Source organism: Vibrio sp. 1180_3, assembly GCF_029478545.1.
GTDB lineage: Bacteria > Pseudomonadota > Gammaproteobacteria > Enterobacterales > Vibrionaceae > Vibrio > Vibrio aestuarianus.
Window position 1 is genome coordinate 37,535 of record NZ_SJFM01000021.1, and the last position, 25,156, is coordinate 62,690.

Genomic DNA, 25,156 nt, shown 5'->3' on the forward strand with positions numbered 1-25,156 from the left:
GACACCTTGATTCATCTATATTGACTGTGTGTCCTGATAAAACACAATAATGGAGGTCAATATGGACCAAACACTACTCACAGTAAAAGAACTCGCAGCTCGGATTAAATTTAGCGGCAACTACATCAATTCAAGGCTGCGAGACTCAGTATTCATCGAAGGTAAACATTACATTCGACCTTTCAATGGTAGAAAAATTCTTTACATATGGGAAGAGGTTGAGGCGGAATTATATCAAAGTGCGACACGAAATGCCGTTTATATTCCAATGGCAGCGGGGAGGGTATGTTATGGCTAGTATTAGGGCTCGTGGTGATAAGCTATTTATGGATTTCCGTCATCATAATATTCGCTGTCGTGAGCAGACACTTTTGGCTGATAACCCTAACAATCGCCGAAAATTAACTAAACTTCTAAACCAGATCGATGCAGATATCCGTTTAGGCTGTTTTGTTTACAGTGAATACTTTCCAGAGTCAAAAAATGCATCAAAGTTTGTTAAACAAGATATCCAAGCTCGGCGGAAGAAGGAAGAGTTGCTCGGTGCTTATAAAACGGCTTCGCAGGGGCTGCAGGGAATTACCAGCATTCCCTTCGAAGATTTTGCCCATGAATGGTTCGGAGAAAATGAGGTCCGTTGGAAAACGAGTTATGTAAATAGCATGAAAGTGTATCTGTTTGGTTATCTAGTGCCAGAGTTTGGTGATGTGGATGTCGATCAAATTCAGCGGCCAGACATCCTCAAGTACCGCGCAAAGTTAATGCAGACTAAACCGGATGGAACCAAGCTGTCTACTGACTTTGTCAATCATGTAATGACACCTCTTAGGATGATTCTACGTGAAGCTGCAGATCGTTATGGGTTTCGTTCCCAGTTTGAAAACATCAAACCATTGCGAGTAGAAAAGCGCGACGTGAATCCGTTTACTTTGGAAGAAGTGATGGATTTCTTAAATGCGGTGAAAGTTGACTATCGCAATTACTTTCTGGTGCGCTTTTTTACCGGCATGCGCACTTCTGAAATCGATGGTCTGAAATGGCGATATGTGGATTTTCGTCTTGGGGTTATTAGTGTTCGTGAAACCTATGTCCAGGGGAAGATGGATACCACCAAAACTCTGGGCTCCGCTCGTGATATTCATATGTCGAGTATGGTGTTAGAAGCGCTCAAAAGTCAGAAAGAAGTCACTGGGGCAGGAGAGTTCGTTTTTTGTAACGCCGAAGGTAATCCATTAGATAAAGGTAACATTCGAGATCGGGTCTGGAAGCCAACTTTAAAGAAAATGGGTTTACCTTATCGTCGTCCCTACGAAACTCGACATACTGCCGCGACACTCTGGTTAGCCGCAGGGGAAGCGCCAGAATGGATAGCTCGTCAGATGGGGCATTCCAACACAAAAATGTTGTTCGAAATCTACAGTCGTTACGTTCCTAACCTGACTCGTCAGGATGGTTCAGCATTTGAACGCTTACTGACGCAGTTGAAGGAGAGAAATCAATGAAATACAACACCATGACCGTTCATTGCGCCAGTTTGTGTCTAGATGTATTAAATCAGCGTCATTTCTTTCGCTATAGCAAACCAGATATTTTGGCGTTTAAACCGGAAGTAAAAATGCAGATCCGTGTACGACTTGAACCTGTCTCTAGTGCCGTTTTGGATGAAGAAGGCATGATTGAGGCTTTCGTTTCAGGGGTGATGAATGTTCTGTTGCATTATCACTCTACGGTGGGGCGAGTTTCACCAGATTTAATTATGGATTTGATACAGTATCGCTTTGACGATTTTGTAAACGGGCAGAATGCTAGACGTGATACACAGAGCATGTTTTGGTAGGTGAATGTATGTTGGACTACTTAGACCGTCCCATAGCTTTTCATCGTACGTTTGTTCAGTTGGGCATCGGTATTACCGGTGCTTTACTGTTCAGTCAGGCGTTGTACTGGTCAAAACGCATCAAAGATGCTGATCGGTGGTTTGATTAAATCGATTGAAGAGTGGGGCGAAAAAATGGGAATGAGCCGCCGAGAGATAGATACGGCTCGTTCCAAGGTGAGAAGAATGGGTATTCTGATGGAGAAAAAACTGGGGTGTCGTACCGGATTTACTACTGGATTGATGAGCCAAACCCGTCTGGCGGATTGCGCCAATTCAGAGGTTACTTGTCCGCCTAGCTGTAATGGCGGAATCCGTCGACCTTATTACAGAGAAGACACAGGGATTACTAAAGACGACCACAGAGACTACTTCAACGAAGAGTGAATTTGGTTTAGCTGGGAGGGTAAACGATGAGCAATTTCACGTCGATTCTCAAACATATCCTCGCTCACATCACGCCAAAGTTGTGGGAGAGGAATAAAGGGGTGACTAGGATCACCCCAAGAATAGAGACTTTATTGCTCTTCCACAAAAGTCCGTTGATGAGATGACTTAGATTAGGCGCCATATTCAGTTTGAGCGTTATGAGGATGATCTGGTGTGTTACTGCTCGTATATGAAAGCAAGACAAATATTGTCTACATAGATACCTTCCCACGTTGGAATGTGAAGAAAGTATTCACGTTTCAGGGGTATGACTTCAGGGTGCGAACGTTGAAAAATTTCAAGGGTGAACTGGTTTGAAAATGTGCACCAGGAGCTTCAAAGAAAGCGATGAAGAAAATCACTAAGACGACTCAATCAAGGAGTTGGCAGAACGGTATAATGCGCCCCTCAGTGGCTGGATTAATTACTACTAAAAGTTCTGGTATCGTACTTTTAGTTACCGGTTACGGAGCGTATTTCAGTCACGATTCATTAAATGGGCGAGCAATAAATATCGGATACCGACTCGTGAAGCTGAGCGAAGGCTTCATCACTTTCAGAAGGTAAGACCGAAATTCTTTTGCACACTGGGAATTACTTAGTGCATCGAATGTGTGATCAAGAGCCGTATGAAGGGAGGCTATCACGTACGGTTCCGTGAGAAGCTTGGGGGGTTACTCGACTCTCGACGAATCCGCTTGGTGCTGATGTGAGTGCTTTGCTGTATAGCATCATCTTAGTATATGAATCCAAGCATTGAAACAGCGAAAGCTAACGGACTGATACTCTACGATTACATGGTCAAATGTATGAAAGAACTGGCAAAGTCAGAGCCTGATATCAACTCACTACTTCCTTGGAACCTCTCACACTAAAACGCCCCGTGGGATCATGGGGCGTTTACTACGTTTTACGCTAGTATCCCTAAGTCAATGACTAAATCATCGTAACAACCAACCCATAGGGCGATATCGGATCCAAATAGTTGTGTCGTGGGTACTTTTCTACTAAAAACAATTCAAATTCTTGCTGTTCCGTCGTCACGTGCATATTTCGGAGCATTCCGATCAGTCATTTCGGGATTATCCGATCACTTTTAGCCTAACTCCGAAATCGGCGATCGGAATAGCGAAAACCGCGATCGGAATGTCCGAAACCCTCCCTTTTCTCTTTTAAATCAATAGCTCGCTATTCTTTACTTCTTAAACAAGAACGTAAGGAAGCGACCATGGCAAAAAAGAGAACTCCAATGAACAAAATCAAAGAGGTATTGCGCCTTAAGTACGACTGCGGTCTCTCAAATCGCAGCAACGCTTCTTGCCTTAAACTCGGCCTGTCCACCATCTCGGAACTCCTTACTCGCTTTAAACAAAGCCAACTTGGTTGGCCTCTGCCTGAAAATTGCAGCGATGCTGATATCACTCAAGCTCTGTATCACGGCAAGAAAGCCAGTCGCGATAAAGTCATGCCAGACTTCACTCAATACGCTGTCGAACTCAGACGTAAAGGTATGACGAAGATGTTGCTCTGGCAGGAATATCATGTGCAATATCAAGAGCAAGCTTACGCGTACACTCAGTTCTGCGAGCACTTCACTCGTTGGTTCAAAACCCAAAAGCGCAGTATGCGTCAGCTCCATGTGGCAGGTGATAAGCTGTTTATCAATTACTGTGGGCCTCGGCTTCAGGTAGTTAATCCTGACACAGGCGAAGTGCGCGAAGCAGAAGTGTTCGTGGCAACCTTAGGTGCGTTACATTTGGTTATGTTTTTTGGGTATTTGTAGGAACGTTTAGGGAATATGATGTAGTTCATATTACATACTTGTTGTATAAATAATTTTCTCATTAAAGTATGGTGTACGTCTAATTTTTGGTCTAAAATTGACGACTTTATATTCAACTAAGTTACTAAAAAATGACAGGTTCAATCGCTACTTTTATTGCATCTTATTCTGCGGATGCGATTTCTGATGCTTTTATATATTCAATCATACTATTGCTTATCGTTTCCAGCATACTGGCATTCTTAGGTCGATCTCCTAGGTTTACTGCGAGTACTACCAATATCCTTACTTCTCTAGGTATCCTTGGTACTTTCGCTGGCATCGTTGTTGGCCTAATGGAGTTCAACCCGAGCAACATTGATGGAAGTATTGAATCGTTACTGGCAGGGTTAAAAACTGCATTTTTGACTAGTTTGGTTGGTATGGCGGCTTCGATTGTTTATAAGGCAATTCTTGGGGCGATTCCACAGAAAGATGAAGCAGCGATAAAGAACATCGGCCCAGAAGAAATCTACTCAGTTATGTCGGCTCAGTTAAATGCATCCAATGAACTGCTATCGGCTATAAAAGGTGATGAGGACTCTTCCTTAACCTCACAGATCAAGAACCTCCGTACGGATATCAATGACGGACAAAAGTCACTAGCTCGTCATATGGAGCAAGCTGTAGAAACTAGCGAGCAATTCCAAACCAAACTATGGCAAAAAATGGATGAGTTTGGCGAACTTCTTTCTAAATCCGCAACAGAGCAGGTAATTAACGCCCTTAAAGAGGTGATAGTTGAGTTTAACGACAAGCTAACAGAACAGTTTGGTGAAAACTTCAAACGATTAGATGAGTCAGTGAAAAAGCTAGTCGATTGGCAAGAAAACTACCGAGTTCAGCTAGAAGATATGGCGACTAAGTATCAGCTTGGCGTGGATGCAATTTCTTCAACGGAAAAGTCGGTAGCGAATATCAATGAGAGAGCTGAATCTATCCCTATAACAATGGAAAAACTGCATCAAGTAATGGAGTTAGGTCATGGTCAAGTTACCGAGTTAGAACACAGACTTGAGGCGTTTAAAGATCTAAGAGACAAAGCTGTTGAGGCAATGCCACAGATTCGTGAGCAAATGGATACCACAATGTCTGTCATTGGTGATTCAGTAAAAGCAGCTTCAACGCATTACGAGTCAATGCTAGTAGAATCGCAAAAAATTATTAATAACTTTAGTTCTACAGCGACGCAGAGTGTCGAGCTTATGCGCACAAACCTTGAAAGCGGAGCTGCAAATGTTTCCAAGCAGTTAATCGAAAGTTCACATACATTAGGTGGCAAGCTAGCTGAGGCATCGTCAGATATTCAAGAACAAGTGGGGACCGCAACAGGTGGTTTAAGTAATGTAACTAGTCACCTAACAGATACTACTGAGCAGATTCGTCAACATCTTGAAGATTCAATCACTGAGCTAAATGGTCAACTTCGCGTATTAGTTGCCGATATCAAAGATGATGCGCGTGAAACAGGTAAAGTCCTCAAAGAAGCAAACCAAGAGTTACTAAGTAGCACCAAAGATATTCAGTCAGAAACGACATCTGCTATCACGAAACTTCACGATCGCTTAGAAACCACACTGGAAGAAGTCTTCCAAGTACAGGCTCAAGCAGTTCGCAGAACATTTGATAGCTTAGAAGACCAGATCACGCAGTCGATAGGTAGAACAGGAAGTGCAGTGGAGAAACAAGTGGAAGTGCTTGATCTTCAAATGCAGCAAGAAATCAATCGAACCATGAATGAGATGGGTGAAGCACTTGCGACGATCACGCAGCAGTTTACGCGTGATTACCAAATGCTAACGCGTGAAATGTCGAATGTTGTAAACAGTAAAATTGCAGTGTAATCATGGAAAAGCTATTCGGAAAAACCAAATCTACGAGTGATGGTGGTGAGCACTGGATGTCAGTATCAGATCTGATGGCAGGTCTGATGATGGTGTTTTTGTTTATTTCTGTTGCACTTATGCGAGATGCAATGGTTGAGCGTGACAAAATAAAAGAAGTCGCAGAAACTTATCAGAAAACCCAGCAGGCCATCTATATTGCGCTGCTGGAAGAGTTTGCTAAAGATCTTGATACTTGGGGTGCTGAAATTGATCGAGATACATTGAGTGTTAACTTTACTGCTCCTGAAGTATTGTTCGGTAATGGTAAAGCTAACTTAACTCAGCAGTTCCAAATTATCTTGAACGATTTCTTTCCTCGTTATCTTGATGTGTTAGAGCAGTACAAGCCGATTATTCAAGAGATCAAAATTGAAGGGCATACATCTAGTCGTTGGAACCACGGTTCTAGCGATTACGAGGCTTACTTCAACAATATGCGGTTATCACAGTCACGGACGCGTGCAGTACTTGGGTACGTAATGAAGCTTGATGATGTGCGAGCACAACATTATGGCTGGGTAAAAAATAACGTAGCGGCAGTAGGGTATTCTTCATCTAAAGCAGTAGTTAAAGATGGTGTTGAAGACGAAAAGCGCTCTCGTCGAGTTTCCTTTCGAGTGATCACCAATGCTGAGGAGCAAATCTTGAAGATTTTGGGGGCGGAATGAAGCTGACGCTTAATCTTCGCTCTTTAATGCAAGCTATTGAAATTATGGAACCAGAGAAAAAAGGAAAGTTCACTCTGGAGCTTCAACAGACTCACATCGATAAAATTTCAGCTGAATTAGAACAAGGAAAAGATGTTGAGCTTAAAGATGTAGAGATTGAATCTGGTCTACTTAGTTACAAAGGTCGCCATGTCACTTTGTATATCAAAGCTAATGGGACTAACGCTAGATTTCACGTGTCTGATTGCTCAACACTACAAAGTATGCGAGCAAATGGTCGCTTTGAGCGCTACGTAGTGACCAACAATACATCAGGGGAGTTCGTTGTTGATACGGGTCATGGAGAAACTAAAGCTAAACTAAAGGTATGTCAAAACTGTTTACGTAAGCTCAATTATAAAGGTTGCAATACGACGACAAATATCATGACTATAGTGCATAATTTTAACATGGCGGAGTTCTTTGCTACCTACAGTTCCTTCTTCCCGCGCATGCCGTCTCGAAGGGCTGAAACAGCAGAGAGTGGGTACAGTGATGATTGGTCGAAAATATCCTCCCACTATCGAGTAGAAAAAAACTTTGAGTGTGAAGAATGTAAAGTGAACATGCGCTCCAACCGTGCGCTTCTGCATGTTCATCATATTAGTGGTGTTAAATCAGATAACAGACCGTCAAACCTTCGAGCACTGTGTATCGACTGTCACAGCAAACAACCAATGCATGAGCATATGGCTCTCAGCCACAGAGAGCGTCAGACAATAAATGATATGCGTAAGCAGCAAGGTTTACTTGATGACCTCGGAGAGTGGCAAGAGTTGTTTGATTACTCAGACCCAGGTGTGCATGGTGTACTACATGCTTGTCGACAGGCTTATCTCAAACTCCCAGAGATTAACTATTTTGTTGAAGACAGTTTCGGCGATTTAGCCGCACGTCTTGAACTCGCGTGGCCAAAACACAAATTCGGCATCGCAATTTCAGCCAATGATATTGAAGATGCATCTAAAAATGGTTGGCAAGTTGTGAGTGTTAGTGACTTTTTAAATGACTATAAATCTCAAGCGCTTAACTTGAGGCATTAATAATGCAAATAAAACTTGAAGAAATTGTAGAAAGAATAATTACCGTAAACCATGCGTGGAAACTATCGAAAGATGAGTTTGGGTTAGATTTTGTTGCCACAAATTCACTTAGAGATACTAAATCCTCCTTGCAGGCGACATTGTTAAGAGAGTTCCCAAAAGATGTGTATCTGCGTATCGCAAGCGATTCTGCAGATCATGATGAATCCCTGTACAGCGTTAGGCTTAAACAAAAATTAATAGTGAATGGTGTTGTTCGCGAAGATGCGGAGCATTTGCCTGCTCGCATCGCAAAACAAATATTTTCACCAAAAGAACTCAGTCAATTTTTAAATTCATAGGTTAGGTATGTTGGATAAAATCGCTTTTATATCAGGAGATTGGGTAGCAGACCTAATCATCATGATTACCCTTGGGCTATTTTTCTTTTTCTCTTATCGTGAGTGGAATACTACTCAAGACGCAAAGAAACGATTAGATACTATTTCAGTAATAAAAACTGATGGTGATTTTATAAGCGATGCGTCACTGAATTCCCAACAAATGCATTGGGTAACAGAACATTTGGTATACACACCGACCGAAGATGGTTTAAAAATTGATACAAAAGGGCACTTATGGCTAAGTAAGTCGCCTATTTCACAAATGTTGCCATCGTACGACAGTGCAAGATACAAATTGGTACCAGCACTACTTACTAGCATTGGTATTACGGGTACATTCGTCGGTATTACTATTGGTTTGAGCCAATTTAGTATGGCCGGTGATTCGAAAGCGCTGCTTGCATCTGCTGCTGAATTACTTGAAGGCATGAAAACTGCGTTTTATACCTCGCTGGCAGGTTTGAGTACGTCAGCAATGTTTATGGCATTGATGAAGTTATCATCAAGCAAATTGGCTCAAGCTCAAGAGAGCTTTATTAAGGTTATCTCAAAGCAATATTTTGAAGCGAGTCCAATTTACTATCTAAAAAATATGTCAAACGAAGGGCAAGAAGAGGTCATTGAAGCCCAACTTCGCTCTGTGAAAGCGATTGAAGAAATGAGCGTTCGTTTTGGTGATACTTCACAATCATTGAATCAACTTGGTCAATCATTTAACGGTGATATTATCGCAGACCGAGTGTCTACAGCGATTACGGATTCAATTTCAGCACATATGACACCTGTTCTGACGGAGATTAAAACAGAGCTATCCACATTGAAAGATATCAAAGAGCAATCGCAAAAAGAGCTGGTGGAATTGATGATCGGCGAAATGAAAGTACACCTAATAGAGCCTGTCAGCATTGAGTTACAAAAAACCAGCGAAGCGGTAGCTAACAGCAATGATCTTTCTACACAGCTAAATCGCAACATTGAAAGAGTTGTTACAAGCACCTCTGAAACGGTTGCCAGCATTGATGAATTCCAAAAAGAGACAATGGTGAAACTACAAGAATTTGCAGAATCACTAAAAACCATTCTAAGTAGCTTTAAGGATGATACACAAGGCGCTATGAGTACGATTGCTACCGAAGTACAAAGCTTGCTTGATGGTGCATCCACAGGATTGGCTGAGCAGCGTGATGCTTTTGAACAAAGTGCAGTAAGAGCATCTTCTGCCTTTGAAGGTATTAAAACGTCAATGGACAGTGCTCTAGATGAACGTCAATCCAAAGAAAAGGTACTGTTTGATGGAGTGGAAAGTCGTATTAATACGCTGATTGAAGGCTCTAGTGATGCATTTAAACAGCAAACAACAGTACTTGAAAATGTGGGTGAACAAGCTTCCAAATTGATGACATCGGCAAAAGAAGAGCTTCAGGCGGGTCTGGGTGATATTGATGAGAAAGTAAAATCAATGTCGACAACCGTTCAATCAGAGTTGGAAACGTTCCGCGAACAATACCAACAAAACTTGACGTCTTACTTTGAGCAGCAGAATAATTTACTAGAAGGCAGTCTCAGCAAGCAGCGTGATGGCTTAAATGATGTTGTAGAGAACTTCCGCAAAGTCTTTGAAAGTGAATACCAAGCACGCCACAATTTATTGCAAGAGTTAACCGCTCAGTACCAAAAACTTGAAGCATCAGCTCAGACAGTTGAACGTGTAGCAAAAGCAATTGGTCTTAACGAAGCTTCTAAGATGGCTGAATTACAAAATGCAGCGCAAAGCATGAGCCGAGAAATCTCATTATTCCAAAAAGAGCATGTTGCAGCGTCGGAAGAATTAGGCAAACAAATTGCCAACCTGAAGAAAGAATACGCAACAGCATCTTCTACCTTTGTGGATGTAACTGAAAATCTCCCGAAAGCGATGGATGATTACTTTAGTCGAGCAAATTCAAGTTTCGAAACCTTCTTTAAAGACTTTGACCAGTCAGCGAGTTCTATTCACAACAAGTTATCGCAAGCAGCGGGTTACCTAATCAACTCGCAAGTTCAGCGTCGTGAATTTGAAGCAGATAAGGAAGAGGCATAATGCGACGCTTAAGCAAGGTGCCAAGTAGTGCCGATGCAGAAGAGTCAGGAGTTTGGCTTTCCATAGGCGATTTAATGTCTGTGCTCTTGATGATCTTTGCACTGCTACTGATTAGCGCATTGGTTCAAATCTCAGAGGTCACGGAACAGAGCCAAAACACGCGGGTACTTATTATCAAGGGAATTAATGATGCGTTAAGCACCGAGGGTATTGAGGTTCAGGCAGATTCTGATACAGGTGATATCTCGATAACCGATTCGATATTATTTGATTTGAATGATGAAAAGCTAAAACAGAGTGGTCAACAGTTTTTGGAAACGTTTATTCCTATTTATGCCAATGCCGTTTTCCAGTCGGATGCAACAGCAGAGGAAGTTAGCCGCATCGTGATTGAAGGTCATTCGAGTTCTGAAGGATCGTTTAATCGAAATATGGAATTGAGTGTATTACGTGCAAATAGTGTCATTGCTTATATTAACTCAATGAAATTTAAGCAGAAGCCACACTTTTTTGAAAAGGTAGTTATTTCGGGACGCGGTCCAATTGAAGCCAATCAAAAACAAGTGAATGCTGCTGATCGTAAAGTGAAGTTTCGTTTCCAATTTAAAGACGACGAGTTCTTAGGTAATTTTTCAGAGGTGAAGAAAGTTGAGTAGTAATGGCTTCGCCTTTGCTCTACCGAACCTGCCGTCAACCAATAGCGTAGAGCGACTGTCTTTTGATGAATTTTACGACATGGGAGTTGATAGTGAATTACTACCCAGCTTCCCACCTAAAACTCTCAAGCAGATTATGGATCTCGTACAAGCAGGGAAAACTAACACTATTCATATTTTTGAATGGCTTGATGCAATTGAAAATCAGCAGCAATGGGATGATTTAGACGATCGTGAGAAGCAAATGGCCTGCATAGCGGTCTGGACCGGTATTGGTAGCCATTCAATATTAGGAGATATTGCGCTTTTTAAAATGGGTTTAGCGCTTGACGACAAACCGAGCTCAGTCGTATCTGTGTTAGTTGATTCGATTGAAATTGCACGCAATGTCCCTAATTGGAACGAGTTGGATGTATTAAAACTCGACTGGTTATTGGCGTTAAAATCGAAACAATATCAAGTAATGGCGGAGATTTGTTATAACGCTAATAAGAGTGTAGCAAGTTACATAAAATCCTTGCGTCTCCCACAAGCCAGCACTTACCAAGCTCACGTAGAGAAAATTATTGTTGAAATGATCCCGTCTGCTGATTTATCAGCGCATGATGATGCGTGGTTAATATCAAATTTCTATGCATTAAAGACAACTCAGCAACGTATAGATTTCTGCGAGTCTCTCATCATACAGCTTGGTAAATTTCATTATGGTAAACAATGCAATGAGCTTATTGAATTGCAATGTTTACCAATGCAAGATCAGAGCTATTGGAATAGGCTGGGTACGGCAGCAAAGCAAATATTAAAACTGAAATTTCAGCTATCCAGCTATTTCGATTTAAAGGCAATTTCTTCTGCATTGTATTCAGAAAAAGCAGCGGAAGGTTTAGCGTTTACTGAAGACCAAACACGTCAGATTCGCAGCCGTTCCATGTTTTGGTCGAACTATAGCTCATGCTTTGAGCGAGTTCGCGTATTACTGCCAAAAGCCAGCTTCCACTTTGTGGAAGAGCAGAATAATGGCGTACCTCCTTTCGTTGATAACATTGATGAAAATGATCAGTTTGAGACGGAGGTGTACATCTTTGAAATAGGCAAAACGATAGCGGTTGAGTTTTTGCGCGGAGCGTTGAGTGAAACGCGCTTTTTCAAAAATGACGCTTGGTACGCGCAGAGGTTGTTTGATAGTAAGACACTAACAATTGCCGAAATCCGCTCAATGAATCAGCTTGAAGTGCACGACCACTTATCTTCTTGGCAGTACTTCTGCGAAAAACTTTTACGTACAAAATTTAATATTAACCCTAATTCGAATATTCCATATTTTAAGGGCTTACCACCTGATATTAACCAGTATAAAGACGGGGTTGGTCTAATCACTGCGCCTGATGAGCTTATGCTTAATCATCGCAGGCAGAAGCTTGAATCATGGGTTGAGAAGTTTTGGTCAAGTGAGGTTGATACGGGTAAGTTTGGTGAACTCAGGGGATTAGAGAAAAAGAGTTCTCTGTACTTATCTAAAGCATTGATGGCGAAGCAGCTTGGAAATGCAGATGATTATGACATGTTCATCAAGAAAGCAGCTAACCAAGGTAATTCTGAGGCGATGTGGCAATTAGGGAAAACGATGCTGTTAAATGCAAGAAGTGACGCTAAAACAAGATTATATGGTCAAGATTGGGTGAGCAAAGCAGCCGCAAAAGGGCATCGAGAGGCAATGGAAACCGCTGATCGTTTTCGTATTGCTTATTAAATATATTGAGTCTCGCAAGGTTGCATACATTATTTAATTAATCGCGCATTAAACGTGATGTGAAACGTAGTGTCTAAAGCGACTTGCATTTAAACTTTCCTAAACTCTGTTTTAGATATCTTTATGAAAAATATCCTCCTATCCACCACTGGTGCTAGTCCGCAAGTGCTTACCGAGACGCTCTATGCAATTAAAGAGAGTGGACGACCTTTTCCGCAAGAAATCTACGTAATCACGACTAAAAATTGCGTCGATGCGCTGATGAATGGCTTGATACGTGATGGGCATCTACAAGCGCTTAAAGAAGAATACCAACTGCCTGACTTCAAATTTGATAAAAGCCATATCTGGTTGATTGAAGATGAACACGGTGAATACATTGATGATGCCAAATCAATAGAAGATCAAACCTCCATGGCAAACTATATAACTCGCAAAGTGTATGAATTGACTCAAGACGAAAGTGTCAGTATTCATGCTTCATTGGCTGGTGGGCGTAAAACCATGGCATTTTACTTTGGCTACGCAATGTCACTGTTTGGTCGAGCGCAAGATACCCTAAGCCACGTGTTTGTTGATGATAAATACGAGTTTGTGCGTGATTTTTGGTATCCAACTAAGCAGCCCAAATGGATATCGGGCAAGTTTGGTCACGGAGAAGTAGATGCAAGCTTGGCACAAGTGACATTGGCTGAAATCCCCTTTGTAAGAATGCGAAACTCAATTGACCCTAGCATTCTAAGCTCAATGGCGAATCTTTCTTTTAGCCAAACAGTTGGCATGTTAAACGCCAGCAATGAGCAGCAATTGCATGTGACGATTGATAAGCAAGCTAAGCTCATTTCTACCTTAGGGGTGGATATTAAACTCACAGCTAAAGAGATGGCGTTTTATGTTTGGTTGTTAGAAAAGGGTAACGCAGGTTTATTAGTCGATCGCTACTTTGAAGAAGTTACAGAACACAGTATTAGCTTTCTAAACCAGTATTGTGAAGTAGCGTTGGATCCGCGTATATTCAACACCTTTAATACAACTCCAGAAGACTTTAAAATTGGCGATTACACATCATTAAAGGGCATGGAGCGAAGTTTTCTTCAACCCGTGTGCTCAACAATAAATAGTAAGCTTAGAAAAGCTCTACCAATCCAAACCGCTGATAAACTGGAAATAAAATCTAAAGCGGAAGGAAACGATCAGCACTACAGCATTCCGCTGGTGGATAGTGATGGTTTGGTAACGTTAATTTAATGGTCAGAATTTGTATGCAAACGGAGCAGCGAATGGCAACGTCCAATTTTGAATTTCTAAAAGGCGTTAACGACTTCTTATTTTCTATCGCACGAGCGGCAGAAAAGAACTACCCGGATGATCCAAACACGACCTTGTTCAAGGTGCGTGTTTTCGGCGAATCAACCGCTAAACATCTTGCGAAAATACTCGATATTGAAGCGCCAGATAATCAGCATGACTTGCTACGTGAATTAGCCAAAGTTCCGTTTGTCGATGACAATATTCTCAAAGTCTTCCATCAGTTGCGTCAAATTGGCAACCAAGCAGTGCATGAATACCATAACGATCTGGAAGATGCCGCTATGTGCCTGCGCTTGGCATTTCGCATTGCGGTCTGGTATTACCGTCTGGTTACCAAAGATTATGATTTTGCCGTGCCAGTTTTTGTATTGCCAAGCTCGGAAAATAGCGACAAGTTTGAACAAGAAATCCTCTCGTTAAAAGCGCAGCTTGCTTCTGCATATCAAACGGAAACGCAAACTAAAGCAGAAGTCGCGGCGCAAAATGCAAAGCTCATCGCGTTAACAGGTTATATCTCCATCCTTGAGAGCAACAAAGATGAAACCCAAGAGCAAACACAGCAACGCATTGATGCTCTTGAAGCGCAGCTAAAAGAAAAAGACGCGGAGCTAGCGAAGAAAACCGAAGTTGAACGCAAAGCCTATAAGAAGCAAATGCTTGATCAAGCCGCGTCACGAACACTTGATCTCAGTGAGAGGGAAACCCGTTATTTAATTGATCGCCAACTGTGCAAAGCGGGGTGGGACGCAGACAGCGAAAACCTAAAGTTCTCAAAAGGTACTCGCCCACAAATCGGTCGTAATATGGCGATTGCGGAATGGCCAACAGGAAAAGATGAAACCGGAAAGTCAGGCTATGCAGACTACGTTCTGTTTGTTGGTCTCAAACCTATCGGCGTAATTGAAGCCAAAAAAGCCAATAACGATGTCGCCGCTAAACTGAGTGAAGCCTACCGTTATAGCCAAAGTTTTGATCATGATTTTCTGCGTAGTGAATTGCAAGATGCTGCTAATGATCCTCAGTCATTAGACTTAATTGCCGAGTCACTACCCGCTTATGTGCCTGAATGGGCGGATTCCTCCTCATCTACGCCGTATAAAATACCGTTTTGCTATTCAGCCAATGGGCGTGACTATCGTGCGGCGGTGAAAACCAAAAGTGGTATTTGGTGTCGCGATGTTCGCCACGCATCCAATATGCCCAAAGCGCTACCAGAATGGCATCGCCCAGAAGAACTGATTGCCAAGCTAGAAAGCGACAACCAACTCAATAACCGTTGGTTTAGTGACAATGCAGATATGAGTGACCTTGGGTTACGTTACTATCAAGAAGAAGCGGTTCAAGCTGTTGAAAAAGCCATCGTGTCTGGCGAGCAAGATATCTTACTCGCCATGGCTACAGGAACAGGCAAAACCCGCACGGCGATTGCTTTGATGTACCGTTTGATCCAATCTCAACGCTTTAAACGCATCCTATTTTTAGTCGATAGAACCTCGTTAGGTAAGCAAGCGTTAGATTCGTTTGAAGACACCAATATCAAAGGCGACACCTTTAATAGCATCTTTAACGTTAAAGGGTTAACTGACCGTTTCCCTGAAGACAGCACCAAGATTCACGTCTCAACGGTACAATCACTGGTGAAGCGTACCTTACAGAGTGATGAGGTGATGCCAGTCGGTCGCTATGATTGCATCATCGTTGATGAAGCACACCGCGGCTATATTCTTGATAAAGAGCAGACCGAAGGGGAAGAGAAGTTCCGTAACGAACTGGATTTCATCTCCTCTTATCGCCGTATTATCGACCACTTCGACGCGGTTAAGATTGCTTTAACTGCGACACCAGCGCTGCACACCATTGATATTTTCGGTGGTGAGAAAAAAGAGCCAGTGTATCGCTACAGTTATCGTAAAGCCGTGATTGATGGCTACCTTACTGACCAAGAACCGCCAATCCGCATTGTGACTCAGTTGAGCGAGGGGGGGATTTATCTTTCACAAGGTGCAGAAGTACAGCGTTTGTCTAACCAAGGTGAATTGATTAACGATACCTTAGTTGACGAACAAGGCTTTGAAGTGGCGGATTTTAACCGCGCTCTTATAGCCTCCAATTTCAACAAAGTGATCTGTGAAGAGCTGGCGAACAATAAAGACTTTGCGATTGACCCAACCAGCCCACAAAAAACCTTGGTCTTTTGTGTTAACAACACGCACGCTGACATGGTGGTGGAAGAGTTACGCACCGCGTTTAAAACCAAATATCCGCAGCTAGAGCATGATGCGATCATCAAAATCACTGGCGATTCAGACAAAGATGCCACCAAAGTCCAATCGATGATCACGCGCTTTAAGAAAGAGCGCTTACCAAACATCGTGGTCACCGTTGATTTGCTTACCACGGGTATCGATATTCCGAGTATCTGTAACCTAGTGTTTATGCGCAAAGTACGCAGTCGTATTTTGTACGAGCAAATGAAAGGGCGAGCGACGCGTCTTTGCCCTGAAGTTGGCAAAACATCCTTCCGGATTTTCGATGCCGTGGATTTGTACTCAACCCTGCAAAGTGTCGATACCATGCGCCCAGTAGTGGTGCGCCCAAGTGTTGATTTGCAAACGCTGGTCAATGAAATTACCGATTCAGAAACCTACAAAACCATCGAAGCGGACGGTCGTAGCTTTGCTGAGCATAGCCACGAACAATTGGTGGCCAAGCTGCAACGCATTATTGGTCATGCCCAGTTTAACCGTGATAAATCCAAAGACATTGAAGCGCACATCAAACGTTTTGATGAAATCTGCACCGAAACAGCAGGGTGTGATTTCTTAGGCTTGGCTAAAAAACTCAAAGAGAAAGGACCAAAATGGTCGGCAGAAGTGTTTAATAACTCCACTAACCTCATTAGCCGCCTTGAGCAATTGAAAACGGAGATCAACGCCTTACGTGACATGCCGATTTTCACGGACTTGCCGGACGTTGTAACTGGGGTCACCCAAGTATGGGGTGACCATGACAGTGCTGATGATTTCCTAGAAGCGTTTGATAAGCTGGTGGATGTGTCCGTCAATCAACAAGAAGCGCTAGATATCATTATCAACCGCCCAAGAGATTTAACCCGCAAAGGGTTGATTGAGCTTCAAGAATGGTTTGATGCACAAAACTACAATGATTCAACCTTGCGCCATGCGTGGAACGTTGCCAAAAACCAAGATATTGCCGCCAAACTGATTGGCCATATCCGTCGCGCCTCAATTGGCGATGCGCTCATGCCGTTTGAACAACGAGTTGATCTCGCATTAGCTCGTATTCTCAAAGCCAATGATTGGAATGATGAGCAAGTCAGTTGGTTAGAACGCTTAGCCAGCTCAATCAAAGAAAAAGTCGTGCTGGATGATGATACGTTTAAAACCGGTAACTACAAGCGCAAAGGCGGAAAACGTAAGCTTATGAACGTGTTTAATGATGAATTAGACAGCATACTTACCCAATTCAGTGAGTATATGTGGGGTGAGCCGGCTTAGAATTATACAAACCAGCCTTTTAAAGCAGTTTGGTTTGCCACGCAATTGAGTAAACATTAACCACAATAGTCACAGAGTACCTAATAATTTTGAGGAAAATTATGGAACTAAATAAATTTGTCGCAAATAAAGCACGTCCTTTACCAGTCATTATTATGGCGGATACCAGTGGCAGTATGAGTATTGATGGAAAAATTGAAGCGTTAAATCAATCAATCAAGGACATGATATCGAGTTTTGCGAGTGAGAGCAGACTAAGAGCAGAAATTCATCTGTCCATTGTAACTTTCGGTGGTGAAGCAGTAACACACCTTCCGTTAACGCCAGCTCACCAAATAGAGCAGGTAGAAAACTTTATTGCACTAGGAAGCACTCCTTTAGGATCTGCTTGTACAATAGTTAAAGATTTGATCGAAGATAAAGAAACTATTCCATCTAGAGCATACCGACCAGTTATCATTTTAGCGTCGGATGGCTATCCAACGGATAACTATAAAAACGCATTTGATGCGTTGCTAAATAGTGAAAGAGCTCAAAAAGCGACTAGGTTTGCTTTATCAATTGGGAATGATGCAGACAATGCTTTACTTGAATCATTTGGAAACGATGTTGAAGCACCTTTATTTTTTGCACATAACGCGGCTGAAATAGCTCGCTTTTTCCGTGCCGTTACCTTGAGTGTTGCAAACCATTCGAAAAGCCAAAAACCAAATGAGCCAATGAAACTAGAGTTTGTTAACGGCGAATTATCTGATGATGATTTAGATATTCCGTTATAAATGAAAATAAGTATATCAAAAACGTCTGTTATTGGCCCCGCGCATTCTGATCTCAAAATTCCAAACCAAGATGCCGTTAAATCTAGAAAATCTAACGGTCGATGGGCAGTGGCGGTTGCCGATGGTATGGGGTCTAGAGATTCGTCTCATATAGGCTCTAAATTAGCAACTCATTTAGCGGTTGAGTTCTGTTTAGTTAAGCGTGAAGACATACCCGATAAAGAGCTGATTACCGACATTTATACAAAATGGCTTGGTGAACTTAAAACCCAAAATATAGAACCAAATGATGCTGTCACCACTTTAATGGTTGCCTGGGGAAACTCAAAAGGTGAATACCGATTTATCCAACTTGGTGATGGTATTGTTTGCAGCTGCACTATTAATCATTCGGTTTCAGAAGATGATTTGTTTTCAAATGAAACAACGGGGCTAGGGTTAAGTAAAAAGTTTTCTGATTGGCGTGTCGGTAGCGGTAGATTGAATCGGACAAACTGTGGATTGATACTGATGACAGATGGAATTTCGGAAGATATAGAAGATCACCTTGGCTTTTGTGACGAGTTAGTGAAACGTGCTCAATCGGTAAGTCCAAGAGCCATTAAGAAAAACCTAAAAGGCCTATTGCATAATTGGCCCACACCACATCATACAGATGACAAAACAATTGCAGTGGTTCTAATTAATGAATAGTAAAAAGAAAAGTACTGTCTACGACAAACATGACAATGCATATGAACTTACTAAAAGAATTGGTGAAGGCGGGCAAGGCATCGTTTGTCAAACTCAGCTGAGTGGAATTTTGGTAAAAATCTTGAATACCAAAAATCAGTCGGCGATAAAGAGATGGCAAAAGCAATTAGATTGGAGCCTAAGGCAAGACTTATCCGGACTAAACTTAGCTCTTCCTAAAATACAAATCATAAAGCCTCGTCTAGGTTATGTAATGGAACTGATGGATGGTTTGATTCCACTTCAAGACGTACTAGAGAAAAGTTTTAGTGATCTTATCGATAGCCATAGTATTAAGCAGTACATACAAACTGGTGGCTTGGGAAGACGCTTTCAAATTCTACTGAAAGTCGCCAAAACGCTGGCGAAGCTTCATAGTAGAGGCTACGCCTACGGTGATATTTCTCCAGCAAATATCTTTGTTTCGGAAGATAGTCGTTATTCAGAAGTGTGGTTTATTGATTGTGACAACTTGTGTGTTAACGAAAGAGAAGGGTTTACTCACATATATACGCCTGGGTACGGTGCACCAGAAGTTGTAAAAGGTGATATTGGTGTTAACGCATTAACCGATCAGTGGTCATTTGCTGTAATGGCGTTTGAACTACTTACACACCAACACCCATTTAAAGGGCTTCAAGTCGAAGATGGTGAACCAGAAGTAATAGAAGAACAGGCTTTTAAAGGAGAGTTGTCTTGGGTATACGATACTGAAGATGAAAGCAACGAAAGTGTCGGCGGCATTGATTTGGCTTTAGTTGCCAATGAAAAGCTTCGCACGTTATTTGACCAGTGCTTTGCCAAAGGTAAAAAGCAGCCTTATGAAAGGCCTTCATTAAATGTTTGGTGTGCAGCCTTACAAGAGGCACTTGATCATCTGTTGGAGTGCCCAACTTGCAGTAGTCATTACTTTATCAACCTTCAATCTGATGACCAAACTTGTCCATTTTGTTCGACCGCTGTTGGGAAAGAATATTATGCAGTATTAAGACAAGTTATCTACCTAAGTGAAGAAGATTCGCAATACACGTTTAATTCGTCAGAAGGATTTATTGAGACTGATAATGTGCGTGTTGTTAGTAATGGAATGTCTCTCACATTTAATTCTGCGCCATACAATACAGAGCTATGGTTTGACAGTGATGAAAACTTAACTGTAACCATGAGTGATGGAGATATATATTTTATTCCCGAGTCACATGCGGTTTGCAGTATATCTCGTAAAAATGCATCGCAAGTCCATCAAATTACCCATAAGCAAAGAATAGCAGCGGAGCGTCGTAGTGCTAAAGATCCTTATGAGTTCACCACTTGGCTCAAGTCCGATGAAAACAAACCTGAATTTATCGAATTATTGAAGACTTACAGATGGCAATTAGCGTGAAGTAAATTATGAACTTATTAGACTCTAAATGCCTTACCGGCGATGTGATCGAACTTATTTTCGAAGACCAAAATGATGCACATTTGGATTGGAAAACTGGTGAAGAAGTAGAATTGTTTTTTGAAATAGATTCTTACTATGTCAAGCAAGGAACGAGAGACTTTTTTGCTGAAGTCAAGTTTAAGAATACGTTACTTGCCATGGCTGTTTCGGGGAGCAAAGCGAGAAAAATTTGTGCAGTTTCTTGTTACAGGAACTCGCGTGCGCTCGCAATTCGTTACGTCGATCTTATTGATAGCTACGATGAAAACATAGAGTTTAAAATCGAGCCAATCTTTATTGAAGCTATTAAAAAACAAGTTCCAAGCATTTCGGACCTTGAAAGTGCACGTACATGGTTTTATGACGAGTTCGTCTTCGCAAAAGATGATAAAGGTGGGATCTTTATTGAGTTCCGCGAGAATTCAAAGGACTCATTTTTTCTGATTGGTAAAGATTACAAGGTGTTAGTAGATAAGATTAGAAAAAATTGGTACCTTTCTTCGGTTTATCAATTTGGCGGTGGAACGGATAAGCTATATGCATATTATGGACATCACGAATTAGAGTTGCATGGAATAGAAGAGCAATTAAATACTTCTAACTACAAACACCAACTTGAACAGCACCTCCAAGATAACGCTAGTTATTTTAAACTTTGGCAGAAATACTCAGACCTCCATTGGGAACAGCATTCTAGATTAGCTAAAGCGGTTGGTTTCCTTGAGTACGAAGGTGTTTATGGTGCTTCTGATACTGAAATAAGATTCAAATTTAAAGTTGGTGACAAGGCACTAAAGTCATTTTTTGAACGATACAAAAATGAATTAGAAGTGCTTGGTGAAACATTCTCAATCTCGGATATAGAGTTACAGATAGCTCAAGATTTACCAAGTTGGTTAACATCTACAGAGAATGTTGAAAAGGGTGGGCCAAGACCTATTTTTTTACACAGGGCTAAAATTGAAGGTGACTTTTTAGTTTCGAGCTTGAACCAAAGGCCAAAATCCAAAGGTTTTATTTTTATATCTTTGAACGGTATGAAAAAACAATATGAGCGTAAAAAAGTCGCTTTTGATTTGTTGAAAGATGCAACAAACCCTATGCCGCAGCTTAAATATATTTTAGAAGGTGTAAACCCACCTGAACAGAAAGTTAAAAAGTTAAGGGCAATAACGCCGGCCTTAAAGAAAAAGCTTGATGGCAAATCGTTAACTACGAAGCAAGAAAGAGCGGTGAAAGTCGCTTTAAACACACCAGACGTGGCTTTAATTATAGGGCCTCCAGGCACAGGTAAAACCCAGGTTATCTCTGCTATTCAACACAGGATTGCTGAAGAGGGTAATAAATATAACTTATCGTTAAAACACCAAGTTTTACTCACGAGCTACCAACATGATGCGGTAGATAACGTGGTAGCTAGGTCAGGGGTGTTTGGGCTTCCTGCAATTAAAGTGGGAGGCAAACAAGATGAAACTAATCAGCAACAATCAAATAGCATCGACGCTTGGACTAGTAAAGTTGTTCATGAACTAAAACCAAATGTTGAAAGCGAAATTAGAAATAGCGATGAATTCAAACTAGTGGATGAGATATCGTCGTTAGTTTTTCAAATAAAGAACTCAAGAAATGCTCAATTCAATTACCAAAACTTAATCGAATTGCAGGTTAAATTAAAAAAATTGGCGCTTAATTACGGTATTAAAGTGTCTGCCAAAATTGAAAAAAACGTGGAGCAGCTCATAGAGCAGTTCAGACTATCTTCCTCGTATGCACTTACAACAACTCAAAAGCAGGAGTTAGTCACTGCAACCAGAGCACTGAGAACGGATCTAATTTCATACGATGATGATGGAGCTTTGAGATTAATCAAATTGATTTCACTACTAAAGAAGCTAAAAGGTGCTGATTACGACCTTGAGAAGCTCGAAGTTATGGCTAACGTCGGTGTTGATGTGGATTTTGAGTTTTTAAAAGAGACCCAAAATCGACTGCTCGATGCTTTACAAGATAAATTTGTACTTCCGAACCAACGTTGGTTGAAACCAGAACAATCAAAGAATTTAAGTGAACTCATAGAACAGCTTGAGGCGAATTTGGTGAATTCTCCAAGGCTTGGGCAGTTATATTATCGCAAGAAATATCTTGATTCATTGATGTTTGAAAAGAAGCAAGTTCAGGATTCACTCAAAGAGTATAGTGCTGTACTCGGAGCGACATGTCAGCAAGCTGCAGGTGAAGCTATGGTTGGTCTTAAGTCTGTTGAGCATAGCAAGAATATACATTTTGACTCTGTAATTGTCGATGAGGCTGCGCGAGCTAACCCGTTGGACCTTATGATACCAATGTCGATGGCTAGAAAGCGTGTAGTTTTGGTTGGGGACCACAGACAGCTTCCACATATGTTAGAGCCAAAAGTTGAAAAAGAACTACAAGATAACAATGAACTCGAAATTATCGATCACGAACTATTACAACAAAGTTTGTTTGAACGTTTGTATCACTCACTTTCTAAATATGAAAAAGAGGGGGCTACAGAGCATAAGCGTGTTGTAATGCTAGATACTCAGTTTCGGATGCACCCTGAATTAGGCTCATTTGTGAGTGAAGAGTTTTACGAGCGGTTTGGCTTGCCTCCTGTAAAGGCTGGTTTAGATGAATCACATTTCCCATTAGACGTACCGGGCTATGAAGACAAACTTGCAGCATGGATAAATGTTGAACCAGCAAAAGGAAAAATGTCTTCTAAAAATGGTTCTAAGTATCGTGACTGTGAAGCTGAAATTATTGCCGATGAAGCTTATAAAATATTATCAGCAAGACCTGATTTAAGTGTCGGTATCATCACTTTTTATGCAGCTCAAAGAGACCATATTATTGAAAAAATGGTAGACAGAAAAGTAATGGAGTATTCGGCAACAGGTTCAAATGTTGTGTCTGAGTTTAGAATGACGAAACCAAACTTAGGTAGAAATCCGGAAGAACGTTTTCGTGTTGGTTCAGTCGACGCATTCCAAGGTAAAGAGTTTGATGTAGTGTTACTGTCAACCGTTCGAAGCTGGAATGAACCAGACGAAATTACGAAAGAAAGTGTAAATGCACAGCTAGGATTTTTGCGTATACCTAACCGTATTAACGTTGCTATGTCGAGACAGAAGCGTTTGCTTATCGTTGTTGGTGACACAAGCTTAGCATCAAGTAATTTAGACCAACTTATGCCTGAATCGAGTCGGACATCTGAAAATGAAAAGATATTAATGGGTTTCCCTAAGTTCTTTAATGAGCTTTGTAAAAAGGAGAAAGGCATTGTTCTCTAACACATACATCAAAACTGCAGATTCCCCCAAAAGTCGTGATGTGCAGCTTTTCGCCTGGCCTGTATACAGCTGGGAAGTGTATTTGTCTTCTCACAAAGGGAGAGAGTTAAATCTTTTTGAAAGAACAATCTTAGAGTTAATTCGAGTTACCGGTAATCGAGAGTTATCCACAAGTCAAATAGCTGAGTGGCTTTCCTTAGAAAAGGAAATGGTTTTATACATTTTAGCCACCACAATGCAGCCAAATGGATGGTTAGATAAGAACTTTAAAATTACTGAAGAAGGACGAAAAGTTCTAGACTCAGAGACCGAACCTGAAATGACTACTGCTTCAGTGTTTCAGTGTGCATTGACGGGGCAATGGTTTCCTAGAATTGCTTACGAAACTAGCGAAATTGAACCTGAGAAAGATACTGACAAGTTAATATTTAAATTAGACCGAGCAACTGACAAGAGAATTAGAGGTTATCGTGTTAGTAAAATAATTCATGAGGTAGATAGACCGAGTGATAACGAGATAAATGATCTTTTAAGCAAAGATAAAGAAGCGCGATGGATAGCAAATAATATCAGTGATGAGCGATACCATGCGCCTATTAAGGCTGAGAAAATGATTCTGTCAAACAAAGACGCTAAACAGTCGTATTTGTTGTTATGGGCCGATATTTCTTCAGGTTATAAATTCGACTTTATTGACCCATTTGCTCTTTTCCATAAAGCGCCCTGGATGAATGTTCTGTTTGACCAAGCAAGAGCTGTAAATGACAAACTAGAGCGATTCTCGTGCTTAAGTTTTAACTCCGAGGAAGAGGAATTATCTTACTCAGAGACAATTGAACTCATGAAGGAAACAGCCAGAGTCGAAGTGTTAACTAAATACCCAAACGCTGAACGTGTTGAAGGTCTAGTCGGTCCATTGTTTGAGTTAATGAATGGAAAAGAACGACTGAATCGCGAGAAATATGCGGATTATAGTTTAAACAGGTCGTTAATAAACGGATGTGGTTCTGTCCTAGAATTTGTATGTAAAGCGACTTTAAACAATCACCCTTTCATGCGGTTAGATATCTTGCCGGAAAAAAAACTTTCAAGTTATAAGCAGAAACGAGAGCTTGAATGGTTATTGGAAGAAGTAGGAAAGTTTAGTCAATCACAAATTGATAGCATTCTTAGAGTTCAACCAGGAAAAATTTATCAAACAGCGAAAGGAAATAACTCAAGCCTGCGTTCCTTATTAGCAACTATTTTTATATCGATGAGAGATTATCCGCATCATCCATTTGAATTTATGACTCGTGACGGTTTGCTCTTCGAGCTGGTGTATGAACTATCGCATGTTCGCGATGAAGCCTCGCACGGCAACAGTACAAAATTTACCAATGAACAAGCGTTGCATTACATCAATGTAGTAGACAAAATTTTAGAAAATATTTTAGTGGACTAA

18 protein-coding genes and 2 pseudogenes are annotated in these 25,156 nt (G+C 41.3%); all 20 read left to right on the forward strand.

From position 1 onward, the window contains the following. Positions 1 to 61 precede the first annotated feature (61 nt). On the forward strand, positions 62 to 298 hold the full coding sequence (locus EYW48_RS13515; protein ID WP_013856671.1) for a hypothetical protein: 237 nt from the start codon (positions 62 to 64) through the stop codon (positions 296 to 298). Then, positions 291 to 1,502, forward strand: coding sequence for a DUF3596 domain-containing protein (locus EYW48_RS13520; protein ID WP_274680168.1), 1,212 nt, complete (start codon positions 291 to 293; stop codon positions 1,500 to 1,502). Before EYW48_RS13515 ends, EYW48_RS13520 begins: the two co-directional genes overlap by 8 nt. Continuing rightward, a complete protein-coding gene (locus EYW48_RS13525) occupies positions 1,499 to 1,837 on the forward strand; it encodes a hypothetical protein (RefSeq protein ID WP_274680167.1) in 339 nt (112 codons plus the stop codon). Before EYW48_RS13520 ends, EYW48_RS13525 begins: the two co-directional genes overlap by 4 nt. A 78-nt stretch (positions 1,838 to 1,915) precedes the next feature. Further along, positions 1,916 to 2,263: a hypothetical protein gene (locus tag EYW48_RS13530; protein ID WP_274680166.1), complete on the forward strand. Its 348-nt coding sequence runs from the start codon at positions 1,916 to 1,918 to the stop codon at positions 2,261 to 2,263. Between the two features lie 727 nt (positions 2,264 to 2,990). Further along, positions 2,991 to 3,180: pseudogene (locus tag EYW48_RS13540) on the forward strand (transposase domain-containing protein); the annotation flags it as partial. Positions 3,181 to 3,533: 353 nt separating this feature from the next. Beyond that, positions 3,534 to 4,055, forward strand: a pseudogene (locus EYW48_RS13545) (IS21 family transposase); the annotation flags it as partial. A 164-nt stretch (positions 4,056 to 4,219) separates the two neighbouring features. Further along, positions 4,220 to 5,971 (forward strand): hypothetical protein, encoded by a 1,752-nt coding sequence (locus EYW48_RS13550; RefSeq protein ID WP_274680164.1) that lies wholly within the window; start codon positions 4,220 to 4,222, stop codon positions 5,969 to 5,971. A 2-nt stretch (positions 5,972 to 5,973) separates the two neighbouring features. Then, positions 5,974 to 6,681 (forward strand): OmpA family protein, encoded by a 708-nt coding sequence (locus EYW48_RS13555; protein WP_274680163.1) that lies wholly within the window; start codon positions 5,974 to 5,976, stop codon positions 6,679 to 6,681. Further along, entirely contained in the window at positions 6,678 to 7,763 is a 1,086-nt protein-coding gene (locus EYW48_RS13560) for an HNH endonuclease (RefSeq protein WP_274680162.1), read from the forward strand. The genes EYW48_RS13555 and EYW48_RS13560 overlap by 4 nt, the downstream gene beginning before the upstream one ends. A gap of 2 nt (positions 7,764 to 7,765) precedes the next feature. Next, the gene (locus EYW48_RS13565; RefSeq protein ID WP_274680161.1) at positions 7,766 to 8,104 is read left to right on the forward strand and encodes a hypothetical protein; all 339 of its coding nucleotides are present in this window, start codon (positions 7,766 to 7,768) and stop codon (positions 8,102 to 8,104) included. A 7-nt stretch (positions 8,105 to 8,111) separates the two neighbouring features. Continuing rightward, positions 8,112 to 10,226, forward strand: coding sequence for a chemotaxis protein (locus EYW48_RS13570; RefSeq protein WP_277432545.1), 2,115 nt, complete (start codon positions 8,112 to 8,114; stop codon positions 10,224 to 10,226). After that, on the forward strand, positions 10,226 to 10,882 hold the full coding sequence (locus tag EYW48_RS13575) for an OmpA family protein (RefSeq protein WP_277432546.1): 657 nt from the start codon (positions 10,226 to 10,228) through the stop codon (positions 10,880 to 10,882). The genes EYW48_RS13570 and EYW48_RS13575 overlap by 1 nt, the downstream gene beginning before the upstream one ends. Further along, complete coding sequence (locus EYW48_RS13580) at positions 10,875 to 12,632, forward strand: EH signature domain-containing protein (protein ID WP_277432547.1); 1,758 nt, start codon at positions 10,875 to 10,877, stop codon at positions 12,630 to 12,632. The genes EYW48_RS13575 and EYW48_RS13580 overlap by 8 nt, the downstream gene beginning before the upstream one ends. Before the next feature lie 123 nt (positions 12,633 to 12,755). After that, positions 12,756 to 13,880, forward strand: coding sequence for a CRISPR-associated ring nuclease Csm6 (gene csm6, locus EYW48_RS13585; RefSeq protein WP_274680157.1), 1,125 nt, complete (start codon positions 12,756 to 12,758; stop codon positions 13,878 to 13,880). Between the two features lie 32 nt (positions 13,881 to 13,912). Then, positions 13,913 to 17,461 carry a type I restriction-modification system endonuclease gene (hsdR, locus tag EYW48_RS13590; RefSeq protein WP_277432548.1) on the forward strand — a complete coding sequence of 1,183 codons (3,549 nt, stop codon included), beginning with the start codon at positions 13,913 to 13,915 and terminating at the stop codon, positions 17,459 to 17,461. Between the two features lie 101 nt (positions 17,462 to 17,562). Continuing rightward, positions 17,563 to 18,240, forward strand: coding sequence for a VWA domain-containing protein (locus EYW48_RS13595; protein WP_274680155.1), 678 nt, complete (start codon positions 17,563 to 17,565; stop codon positions 18,238 to 18,240). Beyond that, on the forward strand, positions 18,241 to 18,933 hold the full coding sequence (locus tag EYW48_RS13600) for a PP2C family serine/threonine-protein phosphatase (protein WP_274680154.1): 693 nt from the start codon (positions 18,241 to 18,243) through the stop codon (positions 18,931 to 18,933). Next, complete coding sequence (locus EYW48_RS13605; protein ID WP_277432549.1) at positions 18,926 to 20,356, forward strand: protein kinase; 1,431 nt, start codon at positions 18,926 to 18,928, stop codon at positions 20,354 to 20,356. Before EYW48_RS13600 ends, EYW48_RS13605 begins: the two co-directional genes overlap by 8 nt. Positions 20,357 to 20,364: 8 nt before the next feature. Further along, positions 20,365 to 23,712 carry an ATP-binding protein gene (locus EYW48_RS13610; RefSeq protein ID WP_277432550.1) on the forward strand — a complete coding sequence of 1,116 codons (3,348 nt, stop codon included), beginning with the start codon at positions 20,365 to 20,367 and terminating at the stop codon, positions 23,710 to 23,712. After that, positions 23,702 to 25,156 carry a hypothetical protein gene (locus EYW48_RS13615; protein ID WP_277432551.1) on the forward strand — a complete coding sequence of 485 codons (1,455 nt, stop codon included), beginning with the start codon at positions 23,702 to 23,704 and terminating at the stop codon, positions 25,154 to 25,156. The genes EYW48_RS13610 and EYW48_RS13615 overlap by 11 nt, the downstream gene beginning before the upstream one ends.